Source organism: Mesobacillus jeotgali, assembly GCF_002874535.1.
GTDB lineage: Bacteria > Bacillota > Bacilli > Bacillales > Cytobacillaceae > Mesobacillus > Mesobacillus jeotgali.
This window is the reverse complement of sequence record NZ_CP025025.1, coordinates 1,836,574-1,852,422: the sequence shown is the minus strand read 5'-3', so window position 1 is coordinate 1,852,422 and position 15,849 is coordinate 1,836,574. Positions and strand designations below refer to the sequence as shown.

Sequence of the window (15,849 nt, the reverse complement as noted above, 5' to 3'; positions counted from 1 at the left end):
ATCACTCCTCCAGCAATCCATTTATGACGATACGGCCTGAAGACGATTCTTTCTTATGCTTACGGAGATATTTCCTCCCTTTATCGATAATCTGATAGAATTTCGTTCCTTCACTTTTCCAGCAGGAAGTGATCAAGCGTTTTTGCTCCAGCTTGTGTAGCATCGTGTATAAGGTTCCCTCGTTGTTCTCAAACTTCTTGAAGCCTCTCGACCTTAGCAGTCCCGTCAATTCATACCCTGTTTTTTCATGAAGAAGCAGCTGCAGAATTGCTACCGTAAGCAAATCATCACTTTCATCAGGCATGTTTATTTGCTTATGAATTTCTTTTCTCATTTTTTCTGAAAAACTTAATTCTTTAAAAATGGACTTCTCCATAGATTTCCGGAGTTTATTCAGCCGTTCTTCCATTTATATTTCCTCCAATCTTTCTTTCAGGAGTTCTTTCGCTCGCTTAAGACGTGTCTTAATTGTATTTTCTTTAACCTCTGTCACCGCCGAGATTTCCTTGATGCTCATCTCTTCAAAATAAAAAAGGTAAATCACTTCCCGATAGTTAACTGGCAGCTCCATAACGGCAGCGGCCAACTGACCATCGTCTTCGTACTGGATGACTGTTTGCTCGACACTATCACTCTGCAGTGAATCATAAATAGGCTGATAATCGGTCGTAAAAACATTCTTGTTGTACCAGCTTTTCAAATAATCCTTGCAATGGTTGGAAGCAATTCGCCATAGCCAGGTCCGGAACTTTGATTTTCCGCTATATGTATGAAGCGATTTATAACATTTCACGAAAATCTCCTGAGTCAAATCCTCAGCGATTTGTTTATTTTTTACATACGAAAACGTTAGCTGCAGAATCTCTTTCCCATATCTGGTCATGATTTCATCAATCGCCTCTGCCGCATTCTCAATTTCATTCATCTCTGCTGTTATTTCATCCACAACCGTTCCCCCTTCATTAGTTATAGACGACATATTCTAAAAAAGGTTTTAGTAACTTTTTTTCACATCTTAAAATCGGGATAAAAGTTCTATTTTTTAAAAATTGAAAATAATATTCGTTCCTCCTGTCCTTCGTCTAGTAAAATAGAAAGTGGATTTTAATCATGCGGACATATTATACAGAAATTAATTGTAAGGGAGGCTTTTAACATGATCAAAGAAGAAACTCAACGAGCCTATACCTCAGATATAAAAGATTTACATGATATAAGCATAGCACTGTTGAATGCAAATGATTTTCTCTCCAGTCATACATTGGACGGAAGATTTACTTATACAGCACCCTCCTGTGAAACTCTCTTTGGTTATACGTCAGCCGAGCTGTTCGAGCAGTCCATTTTTAATTTTTGCCATCCGTTCGACCAGGAAAAGTTAGAACATTACTTTTCTTCCAATCAATACGGAGAAATCATGTTTCGTTTCAGGAGAAAAGAAGGTGATTATCTTTGGCTGGAGTCTAGCAGCACGAAGGGGCATTCACACACAGAGGTTGTGCTCATATCAAGAAATGTAACCCACCGCGTAAATCGGGAGGAAAAACTGAAAGAACGTCAAAAAAGAGATCGGTTATTCCTTGAACATTCCAAGGATACAATGGGGATCATCACAAAAAACGGTGTATGGACTTACATTAATGAACAGGGTAAGAAATTGATGGGGGCAACCAGTTTCGATGAAATAGTTGGTACGTCTTTGTATGACTATACTGACCCAAAGGACTATAAGTTGCTGCGAGAAAGCCTGGACTCAAGAGACTCCAGTGACCTTGAAATCAGTTTGATTCGGAAAGATAATGATTCGAAGAGAGCTGAGGTGCAGCTTATCCCGACGGTATTCAAAAACAGAGACGTTTCCCTTGTCATCATTAAAGATATTACAGAACAAAGGAAAACCGAGGACCAGCTGCAGGTAGCTGAAAAGCTTTCAGTAATCGGCCAAATGGCAGCCGGCATCGCTCATGAAATTAGGAATCCGTTGACCGCGATAAAAGGCTTTACTCAGCTTTTGAGTGAGCACCCAGCAGAAGAAGCAGAAGATTATGCCGAGATCATCCTGGATGAGCTCGCCCGTATAGAGTCAATAGTTGGAGACTTACTGGTCCTAGCCAAACCTCAGGCTTCCAATCTATCGAATGTAGATTTGATCCCTCTGGTGAATGGCGTTGTGAACCTGCTCAATCCTCAGGCAACGCTATCGGATGCCTTTATTAAGATCAAAACTGATTCACCTAGCATTTACATAGATTGTGAACCAGATAAAATAAAGCAGGTGTTAATCAATTTAATCCAGAATTCTATAGAGGCGATGACAAACGGCGGAGAAATTCTTGTGGCTATTTCAAAAGAAGCAAACCTAGCTTCCATTCAGGTTACGGATCAGGGAGCAGGAATTCCAGAAGACCGTCTCAATAAACTAGGAGAACCCTTCTATAGCACAAAAGAAAAAGGAACCGGCCTCGGCTTAATGATTTGCCAGAAAATCATTAAAAACCATGGCGGCAAAATCGATTTCTCTAGCATCGTTGATGAAGGAACAACCGTTACGATTACCCTGCCTGTACATGATAATTACCAGGATGACATTATCTAATCAGGGAAATAAGTATCACTTACTAGTGAACTTAACCCGGTCGGTTAAAAATGTAACCCTTCCGTTTCAGTGTGCATATCATATATATGACAATTAAAATGGCGTGTAAACTGACTACAGTTTTAACACGCCATTTTTCTGATTTATTGTATTTGCGCATCTAAAATGTATACAATCTTGTTCAACATAACGCACCCTATAGTTTAAGTGCAATTATTCACAAAGATAGTTATTTTTCTCCTCTCCCGTTGTTTAAATAAGAAGCTGCCAGCTTTTAACCCTTATTTTTGGCTTTAATTTCGTCATACCAAAGCTCAAATATATTATCAAGAAATAATTCACTATCATTAGAATACACTAGTTCATAATTATATTTACCATGTAATTTATGATGCTTAACATCAAAATGCAACTTCATTTCTGTAGGCATTTCTCTATTAAACTCCAGAAATTTTTTATGCAGGTTTTTGAATAATTCATTGCCAGCTTTTAATAAATACCTCTGATTTTCTCTTGATACATCATATACATGATTGTTGTTAGTATTATCAACTACCTGATTTAATTTGTGTTTATGGATTATTTCTCCGTGGATTTTATAGAAAACATCAAAAAAATACATTTTAGGTTCATAGGAGCAATAAATAAAGATTTCGTCAGCTTTATCATCAACATAATCTAAACATGCTGAAACTATATTTGCTTGTAATTCGGAAAAAAAATCCTCAAATATCTTTGTCATCTTGCTTATTAATACCTCAATTCTATGTCGCAAATTTTATCTATCAGTTTCATACATATATATAAGAATGTGATCTCTAATCATGTATCAAAGATATAAATCATTATTAAATTAAACTGCCTCTTTAGTTGACCAAACAGTACGATCTGGAAATCGGGAACTCATTATTGTAATTCATTTAAAAAAACTCCTAAAGACATCAATAATCAAAGGAATTCCGCAAACTACCATCAAAACGAACCCACCATATCGAAATATTACTTCAACATTATCCATAACATCTTTCCAAAAGAAAAAATGCGGTATAGGTAAAATCATTAATACAAAACCAACAATAAACCCATAAAAGAAAGTTCTTTGTTTATCCAATTTTTATTCCTCTCCCCTACAATACCCTTCTTCAACATTACTGCCCCGTTAGCTTAATAAAGGAATTCAACAAAAAAGCATTAATCCCTCCCGGATCAACGCATGTATTAGTTTAAGGATTGTTATCGATGGTCTTTTTTGGACTTTTTAATGTTGTTCCGACCAACATCAGTGTAGCTCCTGCGAATTGAACATAATAAAATTTCGGGCTAATACCTATAGGTGCAAATACTCCTAACATAATTAATACCAAAGCAAAACTTGATATTATCTCTCCTATTGAATTTTTATTAAATTTCTCAATACCAATAAATGTACTGATAAAGATTAAAAATACTCCAAGTAAATAAACTACGCTAAAAAACATAAGGGAAGAATCCGCAATAAAAATACTCAATAAACTTATGATTACTCCTGATGCACATACTTTGGCTCTTTTTGATAAACGATTTAAAAATTTCATTTCTCTTTTCAACAAATTCCTCACCTCATTAAGCCCTGTTAAACATAACTGTCTCTTTAGTTTCAAAGTAGTTTCTAAAAAAGTGAATCAATCCTGCTTGGATCAACCCACTTAATTAACCTAAAAACTTAATTATTGAATTCTTCTTTAATGACCTTATAAAAAGAGATTATGTTATCTTCTTTACCATTTATTAATCTCTTGTAGACCTTATCAATTGGGAAAATCCTATTTTCTCCAGATTTAAGGTGAATAATTTCTCCATCATCAAATACATCTTCATTAACCCAGTTTAGTGCCGGATTGACATGTTCTTTTATCATTTGTCCGAGATAAGCACCCCATATCAAAGCCATTGAATATATTTGATTTTCAGTAGGCATTTCACTCTTTAAATCATTAGAGTAATAATCTAATATTTCTTCCAAATCTTCTATGTTATCCTCTTTATAATTAAAGTCTTTATCAAAAGACTTAGCATATCCAACAGCTCTTTTATTCATACTAAGTATATATTCTTCGAACGTTTTATCCACATCTATCCATCCTTTTTAATAAAGTCTCATCTTATCTTCTTCAACATTACTGCTTCTTTAGCTCAATAAGGATTTACTTACTACCTTGAAATAAACTACTTTTGTTATTAAAAAGCCAACCAGTAGACCGACTAAAATACTAAACAGTAGTCTGAATAGGCCTGCACCAAGACCATAATTAATGTACTCTCCTTGTGAAAATAATAAAGAATTTAATAAAACATCAGATAGTACCGCTGAAATAACTAAATAAATAGCAATACCAATAGACAACTTCATTGGAGATGCTAATCCTTTATATTTCTTCAACATATAGAAAGCTGAACCGACAAAAATAAGTATAAATGTCAACAAAAGTATAATGCCAATCCCCATACCACCTGTAACCTCAGTTAATATTCTAAACAACGTCATTTGCATCCCCCTTATTCATTTTCATTTTAAATACTTCGATATTAGAAAGAAAGTGCCTTCTTCTTCTACATTACTGCATCGTTTGTTTAATAAGGGATTCAACAAAAAAGGCGGTTAATCCTTCCTGGATCAACACACCCTATAGTTTAAGTACATTATTTCACTAACTTTACATTTATTATAGGGTGATACACTACTTAACTCGAACTAATATATTCTTCAAGGAGAGGCGTGTATTTAGTACATCTTATATTAAGTGTTATGTTCCACATTTATAACTACATTTCCCTTCTTGTGTCCTTTCTCGACATATCTATGAGCTTCGACAATCTCATCAAACGAATAATATCTGTCAATGACCACTTTTAACTTCCCCATCTCAACAAGTTCTTTAAGAAGGTTTAATGCTTCAGAAGTTTCAGGTGAATTTCGGCTCAATAATAGTTTCTTGCTACTCGTCAATTTAGTCCATAGCATTTGAACACTTAGTAGCGGTTCAGAAACATTTATATAGGTACCGTTGTTCTTTAACCATTTCATACAAGTTGAAAAGGAACTCTTGTTTACCGCTTCAAAGATGACATCATATGTTTCGTCTGTACTAGAAAAATCCTCTGCTGTATAATCAATTACTTTGTCAGCTCCCAGAGATTTTACTAATTCCAAATTCGTGGTACTGCAAACCCCTGTAACGTTTGCTCCGAGATATTTGGCAATCTGAACTGCATAACTTCCTACACTTCCTGAAGCTCCATAGACTAAAACCGATTGACCGCTCTTTATACCTGCTTTGCTAAGAAAATACAAAGCTGTACGAGCTCCAATAGGAATGGCAGCAGCTTCTCCATAAGTTGTATTGGAAGGCTTAATAGCTACAGGGCCATCTTCCTCCAAACACTTATATTCGGCATAAGCACCAAATCCAGCCAAGGTTGCTGCAAAAACTTGGTCCCCTTGCTTAAACCTTTTTACCTTTTTTCCAACTAACTCTACTTCTCCAGCTAACTCCATTCCTAATATCTCTTTTTTTGGTTGTCTCAATCCAAGTGTGATACGTGCAGGTAGCCAAAAAGCAGGAGGAACTGTAAAATTCCGTGACCGGATATCTGCTACTGTTACGGTTGTGGCTTTTACTTTAACTAAGATTTCATTGTCTTTCGGAATAGGTTTTTCTACCTGTTTCAGTTCAAGAACATCGGGGGGACCGTACCTTGTGTACACAGTGGCTTTCATTTATCCACCTCAAATTCGTTTTATCCCTTTATATAATACGAATATTACGAATAAATAGACCAATAGTCCAATTACTGTTCTTATACTATTCTGCATCTTTAGCTTAAGGAATTCAAAAAAAAGCACATTGATCCTTCCTCATCAACTCACCCTATACTCTGAACAAATTTTTGTTTTCCCTTTTGAAAACCTTATTTCGTTCTATAACTGTACATCCGTTATTCTGGAATGCTTTAAGCATTGGAAGGTTGTTGTGACCGGTACAGCCAATATATTGGGTAGCCATAAAGTCTTTTTTATTGACTAATGTGCCATCGTTTAATGACCTCAAGAATATTCCCACATCTTCTGCAGCAGCAACCGCAATATATAGCTTACTGATGCTTGCGATCTTGAACAATGTCTCAGGATCAGCTTCAACTTTGTCGTCCTTATTATTCCACCCGGCAGAATATATCGATGTTCCTTCTGGTTCATCTGCATAGACGATTATGCCATCAAGTCCATGGTTCGACTTCCTTTTGTACCGAATCCAGTAATGGAGAAATCCACAGGCCAACATACCCCAGGGGATAAAGAATGCTTAAAAAATAACTATGGATATAGGAATCATTATCTTCAGATGTCGCCTTCTGTTTTTCATTTCCTCATCTACCCTTTCAAATTTTTTCTTTAGAGATGAGAACAATGACCTGTCCCTATTGCTATACTAATAATATCTTTACAATACTTGTTAAGGAGTTATATAACATGAAAGATGTACTCATCCAATATATGAAACGTTTTTCTGACCTCAGTGAAGCAGAATTAAAAAAACTGACATTAGATGTTCCTGTTGCTACTTTTAAGAAAGGAACTATCCTTCTACATCAAGGAGAAGTTCCTGACAAATGCTATTTTGTCTTAAAAGGCTGTGTACGTCAGTATGCTGTTGATGAAAATGGAAATGAGAATACTTACAATTTCTTTACGGAAGAACGAAGTGTAACGATCTTTAATCAACATACTCCGGATAAAGCTTCGCCATACTCGCTTGGCTGTTTGGAGGACTGTACGCTTGTTGTAGGCGATTTAGCTACTGAGCAGGAAGTTTACGACATGCATCCGGTATTAGAGGCTATGACTCGCAAAATGATTGAAGGAGATATGGGTGCTATGAGGGATGATTTCTCCTCCTTCATTTCTTCGACTCCAGAAGAGCGATATCATGCTTTGATGAAAAAAAGACCAGATTTAATTGACCGAGTTCCCCAGTACCAACTAGCAAGCTACCTTGGAATAAAACCAGAGTCCCTTAGTCGTATTAAAAAACGCTCAGAAGCAAGTCACCTCAGAATTGTTGATTAGTATTAATCTATAGTCAGTTTTCTCCCTTTTACTAATAACCAGATACCAAAACCTAATTCTCCAATAAACATCGGAGCAATAAGAATCATTTCTAATATTTTGGTAAAACCTTCAAGCTGTGGAATAAATCCGTACATGAAATGAATGAGCGAGTAGCTGAAGCCTGCTAAGATTACTAGAAAGCTAAGGACTTTGGGTATCTTTTTTGTATTCATTGCTACCAAGCCGACTGTGATAAGATGTATCCCAAAAATGATTAATCCCACTGACCATATTTCTTCAAATGCTGTGATGGACCGCATAACTTGTTGTGGTATAGTACCCAATGCCTCACCTGTCACTGATTCATGAAGGGTACTATTAGCGATAACGAGTTGTGATACCGCAATTCCCAAAATTGCTGTGTAAAGCAAACGGAGCCAACCAGCCAATAATGCGTATTCGCGATGAAAAGGCTTCAAAAACACGTAAAAGCCCCATGATACAATTAGATCCGTAATGAGAATGATTATCCATCCAAGTATCTCAAGTCTGAACAAGGATTGAGATGCTTGGATGTTTTCTAAAGTAGTTACCTCATCTCCATTAATCACTAACGAACTGTGTACATATCCCTGAGAAAAAAATGCCGCCAGCGTCATAATGAGCAATGCGATAGCTGAAATGACGGCTGCTTTTCGTTGCATATTATTATTTGTTGTCATAAAGAACCTCCTCGAAATTGGTTTCACTCAAATTGTATTCTGTCTTAGGAAGATTCTCATTGACTTAAATCAAGAAATTGACGTTTTAAGAAATTTTAGCAATGTTTTTTTCTGGTAAAGTTTTCGATACCGACAAAAGGATTGAGTTCACATCCTGTTAACTTCGTTGTTGCGTAGTCAGTCTACTATGTATTAACCAATAATGACATGCTTCTTCAACTTCCCGTTTGTTTAAAAAAGAATTCAACAAAAAAGTGGATAACCCTCTTGGATCATCACACCCGTTAATTCAATATGAATTTATAATGATGGAGGACTATCAAACAGACAAATCGATAAATTCTAGTTCCATTTCTGCTTCCGCTTTCGAACGATAAACAGTAATTTTATCATAGGATATCAAGTTGTCTTGCCATGATTCTATATTACTCAGAAAATCTTCTCCGTTTTCAGAAATTATCAAGCACTCTAAATCCCTATTGATATAACAAATTGGTGCGTCACTTTTCAAATCACATTGTTGACCAACAGTTCCGATAAATCCACCTTTACTATCTTTTGCCATAATATCTACATATGGAACCGTATAAAATTTTAAATGTGGAATATCATCGTCAAAGATAAATTGAATATCATAATCATTAGCATATCTTTGATACTCCTCATTTTTATGATAAACACTCATAGGGTAAATTGTTGTACCTGATGGTATAACCTCAGTATCTATTAAATTTACATTTATGGCTCCAGTTAATTCTGTTCTATCTAGATAAACTTTTCGCATCTCAAAACTCCGTTTAAGCTTATTTTAATGTAAATACTCATTACTTTTGTGATTTCTTATTCAACATTATGCATCTTTAGTTCAATAACAACATAGCTTAATCGAATATAACTTTGTGGTTGTTTTGTTAAATATACATTCAATAATCCGAAAATTCAATCACTAAAAATAGAGCCTACTATATCCCTCATTCATCAAACCTTCCTAGTTTGTTTAATAAGGGAATTCCACAAAAATAGCGTTAATCTTGCCTGGATCAACGCACCCGATAGTTTAATTGCGTTTCACAAACTCCTGTTTTTCCTGCCTTCCATTGATTTAGAGTATCCAAAACAATCTCTAAATAGTTTTCTACCGATATATTGTTGAAAATCGTTGTATTTAAATCTGTAATATTCGTTCCAATAGCTAATCATTCTGTTATAGCCTTTACAAAACGAAACATTATTTTGAAGACAAAATTTTTTGATTCTTTCTGTGTCCTGGTCTTTTAAGATTTCATAAATCATTTCTAATATTTCTAAGACATATTCATCACATATTTTTACGATGTATGGTATTGTCCAATCTTCAAAATCCATCAAAAGCAATGAATTCATATGTTTTTGTCGTACAATACCGTCACAACTTCTTGAATAAATGCAATGTACAATCATTTTTTGTTTTTTATTTAAACTGTCTATAAATTCATCTGAATTGTCGATGTAATAAATCCGATAAGGAAATTTAATCACGGTATCATCTTGAACATACTTAACAATGTCCTCTGATTCTCCAATAGGGACATTATTATAGGTCTTTTGAGGAATGAGTTTAATTATTTTAGTTACATCATCTCTCAAATTGGTTGGAAATCCATCGTGAAAAATACGATCACACCCCTGCTTTGAACCTCATTTGTGTTATTCGTTTATTTAATAAGGGATTCAAACAAAAAAGGCGGTTAATCCTTCTGGATCAACGCACCCTATTGCTTGATTACAAGTATAAGACCATTTGTCAGTTCAAAATTCCGCAGCAACCCAAAATGGTGATGCTAAATGAAAATGTTGGTTAATGGTCGTTCAATATCAATCCCTCTACTTACATTATACAACTATTAATAAATAATTTACAGACTACTCTTTTTGTAATTCCAATAATATACTGTTTACACAAATCAAAAAATATAAGAGGTGTATCAGTATGAATGACAAAAAAGATGTCTTAGATAAAGGTCCTTTTTTTCATGGTACTAAAGCAGAGTTAAAATTAGGTGATTTATTAGAACCACATCACTTATCAAATTACCAAGATAAAAAATCCAACTTTATATACTTTACTGCAACACTGGATGCTGCTAAATGGGGTGCTGAATTAGCAACATCTAAATCAAAAGAAAGAATTTATATTGTAGAACCATTAGGTGATTTTGAAAATGACCCCAACTTAACTGACAAGAGATTTCCTGGTAACCCAACACGTTCTTATAGGTCTAATTCTCCTTTGAAAATAGTGGCGGAATTAAGTTCATGGGAAAGACATTCCGATGAAGAGATCAATCATATGCTTGCATCTCTTAAAAAGTTACGTGAACAAGGAAAAGATGTAATATACGATTAATCTTTAAACAGCTGATGCCTTGAGAAAGCCAATTCAATTTACTTTTTCGAATTGGTTTTCTCTTTCGCCTATTGCACCACAGGGGTGCAACAGGCGATTTTTGAAACTAAACCACGTTTCTTCAACTAATCTCCGTATGTTCAATAAAGTCTCACCACAAAAAGGCGGCAATCCTTCCTTGGATTATCGCACTTATATATTTCCCCTGATTTTAGAAGCTGCTTTTCCGGTCATCCTAAAAATCCTGGAGGGTTTTGTGTATTGCACTTTTCTTCATTAGTTATATAAAGACTATCGGCCAAACTCGAAATCTCTACTGCCATATTCCAGTAATCTAGACTATGTAATTTTGAAAGGTTATTAATCCATTGGAAGCCATCACATTCAGCGAATTGTTTTTCATCGATTATTATTTCGGACTTTATTTATAATAATAACGACTAAAATACACAATATCGAAAGTATGAAAATTTTTATAATACCAGGCTTACCATCAAAAATACTTCTTAATTCATATTCTCCTTCTCTGTATGCCTTTATATATTGTCCATCGGATTCTTCTATGGCTATTGCTTCGTCCGTACTTATACCTTCAATTGAATAGTATTTAGTACCTTTCTTATAAGCATTAGAGAAGTTACCAGAGTACTGTTCCATATCCGAATACTTTGAGACTTGACCAATTTCACTATCAACTTCTGCTACATATTCATCACTTATCACATAAATATACCCGTCCCAAACTACAAATGAATATGCCCAAGATGTTGCCATTGGCTTACATGGTGAAAAAGAGGTTAATACTATTAGAAATACTGTAATCAAAAGTAAATGGTTGCTTCTCAATCAAATCTCCCTTTTCTTCTAGTTTGTTGTATTTTTATATTTTCAGGTTCACCACTACAAGAACCCTAGCGTTACTAAACGCTAATAGGCTCCATATAAAAACCCAATTGCATGGGATGGAATCCTTTAATTAGCAATATTGCAAATGAAATATTTCACCTGATATTATCCTCCAAATTTATGATTCATTTTTCCACTCCTTACTTTTCGGGAATAATATGAATTACAAGAAAAAGTGCATTACCCCTTCTTAGGATTAATGCACCAGGTTATTTAAAAACATTCTAATTAAGTTGTTTTTCTTATCCAAAGATGTGAATTTAGTATGGAGTAAAGTTTTTGCTATTTAATAGAGAATTGCGTATGGTAGGATAGTTTTACTTCACTTCTTCCTTAAACAATCCTGCGCCCGCTTTTACCAAGAGCATAGTAAATACCATGCTGGAGGGTTTGCAGACATTCATATTTTTTCAGGCCGGTCAATGTTTCGGTTATCACCATTGCCAGTTCTGCTGAAATCCCTACGAGAATTACCTCTACTCCGAGCAATCTTGCCGCGGAACCTAATTTGTCGATCAATTCGGCTGTGTAAGGTGATATTTCTTTATTCAATCCTGTCAAATCGAGCAAGACATACCTGGCTTGATATTTTGGCAGATTGCTAAGCGTGTTCATGATTAAATCCTCGGCACGATCTTCATCGTACCTGCCGATCAACGGGACAACGACAATTCCGTCAAGCACTGGTATGAGCGGAGATGATAATTCCTTGACCAAATCCTGGAGCATTTTGGTTTTTTCTGCTACCAGGCTTTCCAGCTGCTGAATCTGCTTGGCTTCTTGCTTTCTAACCATTTGCCGGATGTTTTGCTGAATATTCATATCGGACGGAAAGTACTTCACAATGGTGTATGGGTTGGAGTCACTTTGGTACTCTACAATTTCATACCAGAAGTTCCTACCGAACAAGCCAGTAAAAACACCAGCATAATGCGCGGGAACGAAAATTCCTTGTTTTTCCTTGGCTCCAAGTTTATTCATTTTATATTCCCAGTCATCTTTAATATATAAAGTGAATTTCTTTGTCTCCACATCCATTTTTTCGACTCTGACATAACCCCATCCAGCTGGAACATAGGTATCTGACAGCCAGGCTACTACATTGGATGTATTGATTTCCTTCATTTTCTTGAAGCCTTCACCGACGATGATTCCCTGACGAAAACCAGTCGCCTCAAGTACCAGATTTGTTGCCTCTTCGCCCGTTATTTCATTGATTGTATCGAAGAAGGTTTTCATGGCAGACACCCAGAAAAAAACGACATCTCCGCCTTCAAACAACACTTGTCCAGTGGTTAAATCCCACTTCAATTCCACTCCGCCAACAACAAGTTCCTTTTGCATCTCCATTTAGTTCACCTACTAGTAATAAATTATGTAAAAAGTAAATTGAGATTTATTACTTAAATTCGATTTAAAGCTCTCGAATCCTTCAAAATATGACAATTTTGGCAGTAGAACCGGTATCTTTCTATTTCAGATAAGTTAAGAAGCATAGCTTTTCTATTTTTTCATAGGGTAAATTGTTGTAAATAAAAATGAGCTGAAATTGTTGAAGAACAGTTAAAAAGAAGGTTTCTTTGTCGGAAGTCTTTGGGTGTAATGAGTAATGTTATTTTAGGTTTGTCCATCTACCATAATGCTAAAGCTCAGAATAAGCTGGATGGATTCAGGAAGGATCAGTGATTCTGTCACAATCCTTCCTTAATGTATGCATACAGCCGAATCTATTGTATAAGAGAAATCCTTTCTCCCTTAGTCAGTATCTCGAATTCCTATCCATAGAATCCCGCAGCATTCAATATAAATACACCAACCAATGTCACACAAATACCAGTTAAAGCCGCGATTCCAGTAGTCCTTAATTTTTTCGAATCGAACCAAACGGTCAAAGAAACAATGATGGTAAATATGATACCAAAGAAAATAGCAGCTGCCGGATTCGTCGGACCTAGCCAGTCATACCAATTCAGAAATCCCATAAAACAACACTCCTTCCAATCATTTACTTAATATACGATGTAATCACTAATAGGTTTCATTTTTCACTTTATTCTCACTCTTGATAAAAAATGGATTTTAATATGTATATCTAAATTCTTTCTCAAAAAAATATCACATTTTTTCCATGCCATCAGTTTATACCCATATGTACTTTTAACGAAACTGTCTACTCTTATAGATTTTATCTCATAGTCCATTCTAAGCAATAACCTGTAGAATGAGCCTTTTAATGAACATGCAATCATTCAAAAAGAAAAAAGCGCAGGATTATATCCTTACGCTTCTGGTCAATTAATCTATAAATCTGCTCAGTCCTGTGCTTACATTGTTTATAAACTTAAAATCATTATAGTCTGATTCGGTCTCTACCCATTTTCTTGCCAGTTCCGGCCGTATCCCGCTTATTAAAACTTCAACCCCCAGCAACTCAAGGGCTTGTTTTGCTTTTTTTAAGGTTTCTAGGAACTCTGAATCAGGGTCTCTGACAGTCGATAAATCAATGATTAAGGATTTAACAGTTTTTTCAGACACTTGTTTCAATGTTCGTTCAAGTTTTAACCCTGACTGCCCTGGCATCCAATAAATTGGTAGAAGGGCTACCTTATTTTTAAGTGGAATGAGAGTAGCAGATAATTCTTCAATCCGTTCACTTAATTCATTTTGTATGACAATCGTGTCGGTAACATCCATAAAAAACACCGCAGCGCCCATGAATCCTCCTTGATGTTCTAAAATGGATGTACGGATATCCAAATATTTATTATATTTTCCCCATTTATAAGGCATGGCCTTTACATAATATTCTTCTTTATCACTTACAGTTTTCTCTACAAAACGGACATCATCTGGGGCATCTGGCCAAACATCGTAAGCGTTCCTACCCAATACGCTATCACCGTTAACACCTAGAATCTCCTTTGCTAAATCATTTATAAAGATCACATTATGTTGTGGATCCAGAGCCATGGCTGCCTCAGTTACCGAGTTTAACATTGTAGAAAGTAATATTTCAGATTGAACTGCACTAGACATTTATTATTTCCCCCGTATTGGTCTGTCTTTTATCCGCTGCCTTGATCCCCGACCAAAAATGATCCCAACCATCCTGTAATAATTCAGCAGTGACCTCGTTTCCTTTTAACAATCGTGCTGTCAGGATACCATCTATCAATATTTGAAAAAGAGAAACTAGTTTATCTGTTGGAGCATTTAATATTTCCCCGTTCTCAACACCTTGTCTAAATATGTCAGTAAGCTCTTTGTGAAATCTCTGTGCCACAGTTTCGGCAGAAATACTTTTAATATGATTTTCGAGGTGTTCTGGTGGAAAGACATTTACTCTTCGCCAAAACTTTGTCAAATCTTTCTTATCAATCCAAAGCTGCATATACCATCGGTACACATGAAAAAGTTGAAGTTCCACTGGTTGATTTTGTTCCTTTAAAAAAGAGAAAAATTGCTCCAGTTGAGCTTTGTAGATATCTGCGACATATTGAATCACTGAGATAAATAATTCATCTTTGCTATTATAATGTGCATAAATAGAAGACTTTCTTATGCCAACTTCCTTAGCAATCATAGAAAGCGAAGTACCATAATATCCTCTTTCCGCAAATAAGATCAGTGCTTCTTGATTTATACGATCCAGCGAGTTCATTGGTACCTACCTATCGTTCGTTTTTTTTAATTATAGCAAAACACTTTATGCACTCCAAGGTTAATCTGTTAAATAATCTAAGCTTTAAAGTTATACGAAAATAAATATCGCTTCTTTCTCATCTGCCGATAAATATTCCATGAACTCAATTCTATAGGGTAAGCCTGTCAACGTCGAATACCATCAAAAACCGAAACCTTTACCGAACATAAAACGTATACAAAACAGGAGGTGTTCGAATGACATTTAAAAGCTTGATTGTTACTCTTGTAACGCTCATTCTTACTACGGGTACTCTCTATCTGATTGGACATTCTTTTTCAATACGTTGGTTAATGTTTCATTACGAGTTTACTTCCGACTCAGATGGATTCTTCATTTCAGGCGGGTCAATGCTTCCCTTGATTCTTGGCCTGATTGCCAGTTTTCTTGCAGAAAAGATTTATGTTCTTAGGCAGCATCATCGACAAGGATAGGAGCTCTTAAAAACGC

At 35.5% G+C, this 15,849-nt stretch carries 20 protein-coding genes; 4 read left to right on the top strand and 16 right to left on the bottom strand.

From position 1 onward, the window contains the following. Position 1: 1 nt before the first annotated feature. A complete protein-coding gene (locus tag CD004_RS09235; protein WP_102262489.1) occupies positions 2–409 on the bottom strand; it encodes a PadR family transcriptional regulator in 408 nt (135 codons plus the stop codon). Continuing rightward, positions 410–946, bottom strand: a complete 537-nt coding sequence (locus CD004_RS09230) for a sigma-70 family RNA polymerase sigma factor (RefSeq protein WP_102262488.1) — start codon at positions 944–946, stop codon at positions 410–412. 210 nt (positions 947–1,156) lie between these two features. On the opposite strand from CD004_RS09230, the gene CD004_RS09225 reads away from it, so the two are divergent. Next, entirely contained in the window at positions 1,157–2,596 is a 1,440-nt protein-coding gene (locus CD004_RS09225; protein ID WP_102262487.1) for an ATP-binding protein, read from the top strand. Between the two features lie 274 nt (positions 2,597–2,870). On the opposite strand, the gene CD004_RS09220 is transcribed toward CD004_RS09225, so the two are convergent. The 6 genes from CD004_RS09220 to CD004_RS09190 all read right to left on the bottom strand — a co-directional run bounded on the left by CD004_RS09220 (position 2,871) and on the right by CD004_RS09190 (position 6,915). Continuing rightward, entirely contained in the window at positions 2,871–3,338 is a 468-nt protein-coding gene (locus CD004_RS09220) for a DUF600 domain-containing protein (RefSeq protein ID WP_102262486.1), read from the bottom strand. 481 nt (positions 3,339–3,819) lie between these two features. Continuing rightward, positions 3,820–4,182, bottom strand: a complete 363-nt coding sequence (locus CD004_RS09210) for a hypothetical protein (protein ID WP_102262484.1) — start codon at positions 4,180–4,182, stop codon at positions 3,820–3,822. Between the two features lie 116 nt (positions 4,183–4,298). Next, positions 4,299–4,706, bottom strand: a complete 408-nt coding sequence (locus CD004_RS09205) for a hypothetical protein (RefSeq protein WP_102262483.1) — start codon at positions 4,704–4,706, stop codon at positions 4,299–4,301. Positions 4,707–4,763: 57 nt separating this feature from the next. Further along, a complete protein-coding gene (locus CD004_RS09200) occupies positions 4,764–5,120 on the bottom strand; it encodes a hypothetical protein (protein WP_102262482.1) in 357 nt (118 codons plus the stop codon). A gap of 252 nt (positions 5,121–5,372) precedes the next feature. Beyond that, complete coding sequence (locus CD004_RS09195; protein WP_102262481.1) at positions 5,373–6,353, bottom strand: NAD(P)-dependent alcohol dehydrogenase; 981 nt, start codon at positions 6,351–6,353, stop codon at positions 5,373–5,375. 151 nt (positions 6,354–6,504) lie between these two features. After that, a complete protein-coding gene (locus CD004_RS09190) occupies positions 6,505–6,915 on the bottom strand; it encodes a serine hydrolase (protein WP_102262480.1) in 411 nt (136 codons plus the stop codon). 188 nt (positions 6,916–7,103) lie between these two features. On the opposite strand from CD004_RS09190, the gene CD004_RS09185 reads away from it, so the two are divergent. Continuing rightward, positions 7,104–7,700, top strand: a complete 597-nt coding sequence (locus tag CD004_RS09185) for a Crp/Fnr family transcriptional regulator (protein WP_102262479.1) — start codon at positions 7,104–7,106, stop codon at positions 7,698–7,700. Between the two features lie 2 nt (positions 7,701–7,702). Here CD004_RS09185 and CD004_RS09180 read toward each other — a convergent pair whose 3' ends face one another. From CD004_RS09180 to CD004_RS09170, 3 genes are all read right to left on the bottom strand, one after another. Then, positions 7,703–8,404, bottom strand: coding sequence for a DUF4386 domain-containing protein (locus CD004_RS09180; protein WP_233434975.1), 702 nt, complete (start codon positions 8,402–8,404; stop codon positions 7,703–7,705). 319 nt (positions 8,405–8,723) lie between these two features. Then, positions 8,724–9,188: a hypothetical protein gene (locus tag CD004_RS09175; RefSeq protein ID WP_102262478.1), complete on the bottom strand. Its 465-nt coding sequence runs from the start codon at positions 9,186–9,188 to the stop codon at positions 8,724–8,726. A 284-nt stretch (positions 9,189–9,472) separates the two neighbouring features. Next, on the bottom strand, positions 9,473–10,030 hold the full coding sequence (locus CD004_RS09170) for a hypothetical protein (RefSeq protein WP_233434974.1): 558 nt from the start codon (positions 10,028–10,030) through the stop codon (positions 9,473–9,475). Positions 10,031–10,373: 343 nt separating this feature from the next. Here CD004_RS09170 and arr point away from each other — a divergent pair, with 343 nt between their 5' ends. Beyond that, on the top strand, positions 10,374–10,790 hold the full coding sequence (gene arr, locus CD004_RS09165) for an NAD(+)--rifampin ADP-ribosyltransferase (RefSeq protein WP_102262476.1): 417 nt from the start codon (positions 10,374–10,376) through the stop codon (positions 10,788–10,790). A 399-nt stretch (positions 10,791–11,189) separates the two neighbouring features. Here arr and CD004_RS09160 read toward each other — a convergent pair whose 3' ends face one another. From CD004_RS09160 to CD004_RS09140, 5 genes are all read right to left on the bottom strand, one after another. Continuing rightward, positions 11,190–11,636 (bottom strand): hypothetical protein, encoded by a 447-nt coding sequence (locus CD004_RS09160; RefSeq protein WP_102262475.1) that lies wholly within the window; start codon positions 11,634–11,636, stop codon positions 11,190–11,192. Positions 11,637–12,029: 393 nt separating this feature from the next. Beyond that, complete coding sequence (locus tag CD004_RS09155) at positions 12,030–13,046, bottom strand: STAS domain-containing protein (RefSeq protein WP_102262474.1); 1,017 nt, start codon at positions 13,044–13,046, stop codon at positions 12,030–12,032. Positions 13,047–13,471: 425 nt separating this feature from the next. Continuing rightward, the gene (locus CD004_RS09150) at positions 13,472–13,678 is read right to left on the bottom strand and encodes a hypothetical protein (protein ID WP_102262473.1); all 207 of its coding nucleotides are present in this window, start codon (positions 13,676–13,678) and stop codon (positions 13,472–13,474) included. Between the two features lie 313 nt (positions 13,679–13,991). After that, positions 13,992–14,732 (bottom strand): STAS domain-containing protein, encoded by a 741-nt coding sequence (locus CD004_RS09145; RefSeq protein ID WP_102262472.1) that lies wholly within the window; start codon positions 14,730–14,732, stop codon positions 13,992–13,994. Further along, positions 14,725–15,357 carry a TetR/AcrR family transcriptional regulator gene (locus CD004_RS09140; RefSeq protein ID WP_102262471.1) on the bottom strand — a complete coding sequence of 211 codons (633 nt, stop codon included), beginning with the start codon at positions 15,355–15,357 and terminating at the stop codon, positions 14,725–14,727. The genes CD004_RS09145 and CD004_RS09140 overlap by 8 nt, the downstream gene beginning before the upstream one ends. A 239-nt stretch (positions 15,358–15,596) precedes the next feature. Here CD004_RS09140 and CD004_RS09135 point away from each other — a divergent pair, with 239 nt between their 5' ends. Next, the gene (locus CD004_RS09135; protein ID WP_102262470.1) at positions 15,597–15,833 is read left to right on the top strand and encodes a hypothetical protein; all 237 of its coding nucleotides are present in this window, start codon (positions 15,597–15,599) and stop codon (positions 15,831–15,833) included. Positions 15,834–15,849 lie beyond the last annotated feature (16 nt).

Excerpts from the sequence above, each read along its gene's own strand:
- CD004_RS09235 (WP_102262489.1), bottom strand. The coding sequence starts at position 409 with ATGGAAGAACGGCTGAATAAACTCCGGAAATCTATGGAGAAGTCCATT.
- CD004_RS09225 (WP_102262487.1), top strand. The coding sequence starts at position 1,157 with ATGATCAAAGAAGAAACTCAACGAGCCTATACCTCAGATATAAAAGAT.
- CD004_RS09220 (WP_102262486.1), bottom strand. The coding sequence starts at position 3,338 with ATGACAAAGATATTTGAGGATTTTTTTTCCGAATTACAAGCAAATATA.
- CD004_RS09200 (WP_102262482.1), bottom strand. The coding sequence starts at position 5,120 with ATGACGTTGTTTAGAATATTAACTGAGGTTACAGGTGGTATGGGGATT.
- CD004_RS09195 (WP_102262481.1), bottom strand. The coding sequence starts at position 6,353 with ATGAAAGCCACTGTGTACACAAGGTACGGTCCCCCCGATGTTCTTGAA.
- CD004_RS09190 (WP_102262480.1), bottom strand. The coding sequence starts at position 6,915 with ATGTTGGCCTGTGGATTTCTCCATTACTGGATTCGGTACAAAAGGAAG.
- CD004_RS09185 (WP_102262479.1), top strand. The coding sequence starts at position 7,104 with ATGAAAGATGTACTCATCCAATATATGAAACGTTTTTCTGACCTCAGT.
- CD004_RS09180 (WP_233434975.1), bottom strand. The coding sequence starts at position 8,404 with ATGACAACAAATAATAATATGCAACGAAAAGCAGCCGTCATTTCAGCT.
- CD004_RS09175 (WP_102262478.1), bottom strand. The coding sequence starts at position 9,188 with ATGCGAAAAGTTTATCTAGATAGAACAGAATTAACTGGAGCCATAAAT.
- arr (WP_102262476.1), top strand. The coding sequence starts at position 10,374 with ATGAATGACAAAAAAGATGTCTTAGATAAAGGTCCTTTTTTTCATGGT.
- CD004_RS09155 (WP_102262474.1), bottom strand. The coding sequence starts at position 13,046 with ATGGAGATGCAAAAGGAACTTGTTGTTGGCGGAGTGGAATTGAAGTGG.
- CD004_RS09150 (WP_102262473.1), bottom strand. The coding sequence starts at position 13,678 with ATGGGATTTCTGAATTGGTATGACTGGCTAGGTCCGACGAATCCGGCA.
- CD004_RS09145 (WP_102262472.1), bottom strand. The coding sequence starts at position 14,732 with ATGTCTAGTGCAGTTCAATCTGAAATATTACTTTCTACAATGTTAAAC.
- CD004_RS09140 (WP_102262471.1), bottom strand. The coding sequence starts at position 15,357 with ATGAACTCGCTGGATCGTATAAATCAAGAAGCACTGATCTTATTTGCG.
- CD004_RS09135 (WP_102262470.1), top strand. The coding sequence starts at position 15,597 with ATGACATTTAAAAGCTTGATTGTTACTCTTGTAACGCTCATTCTTACT.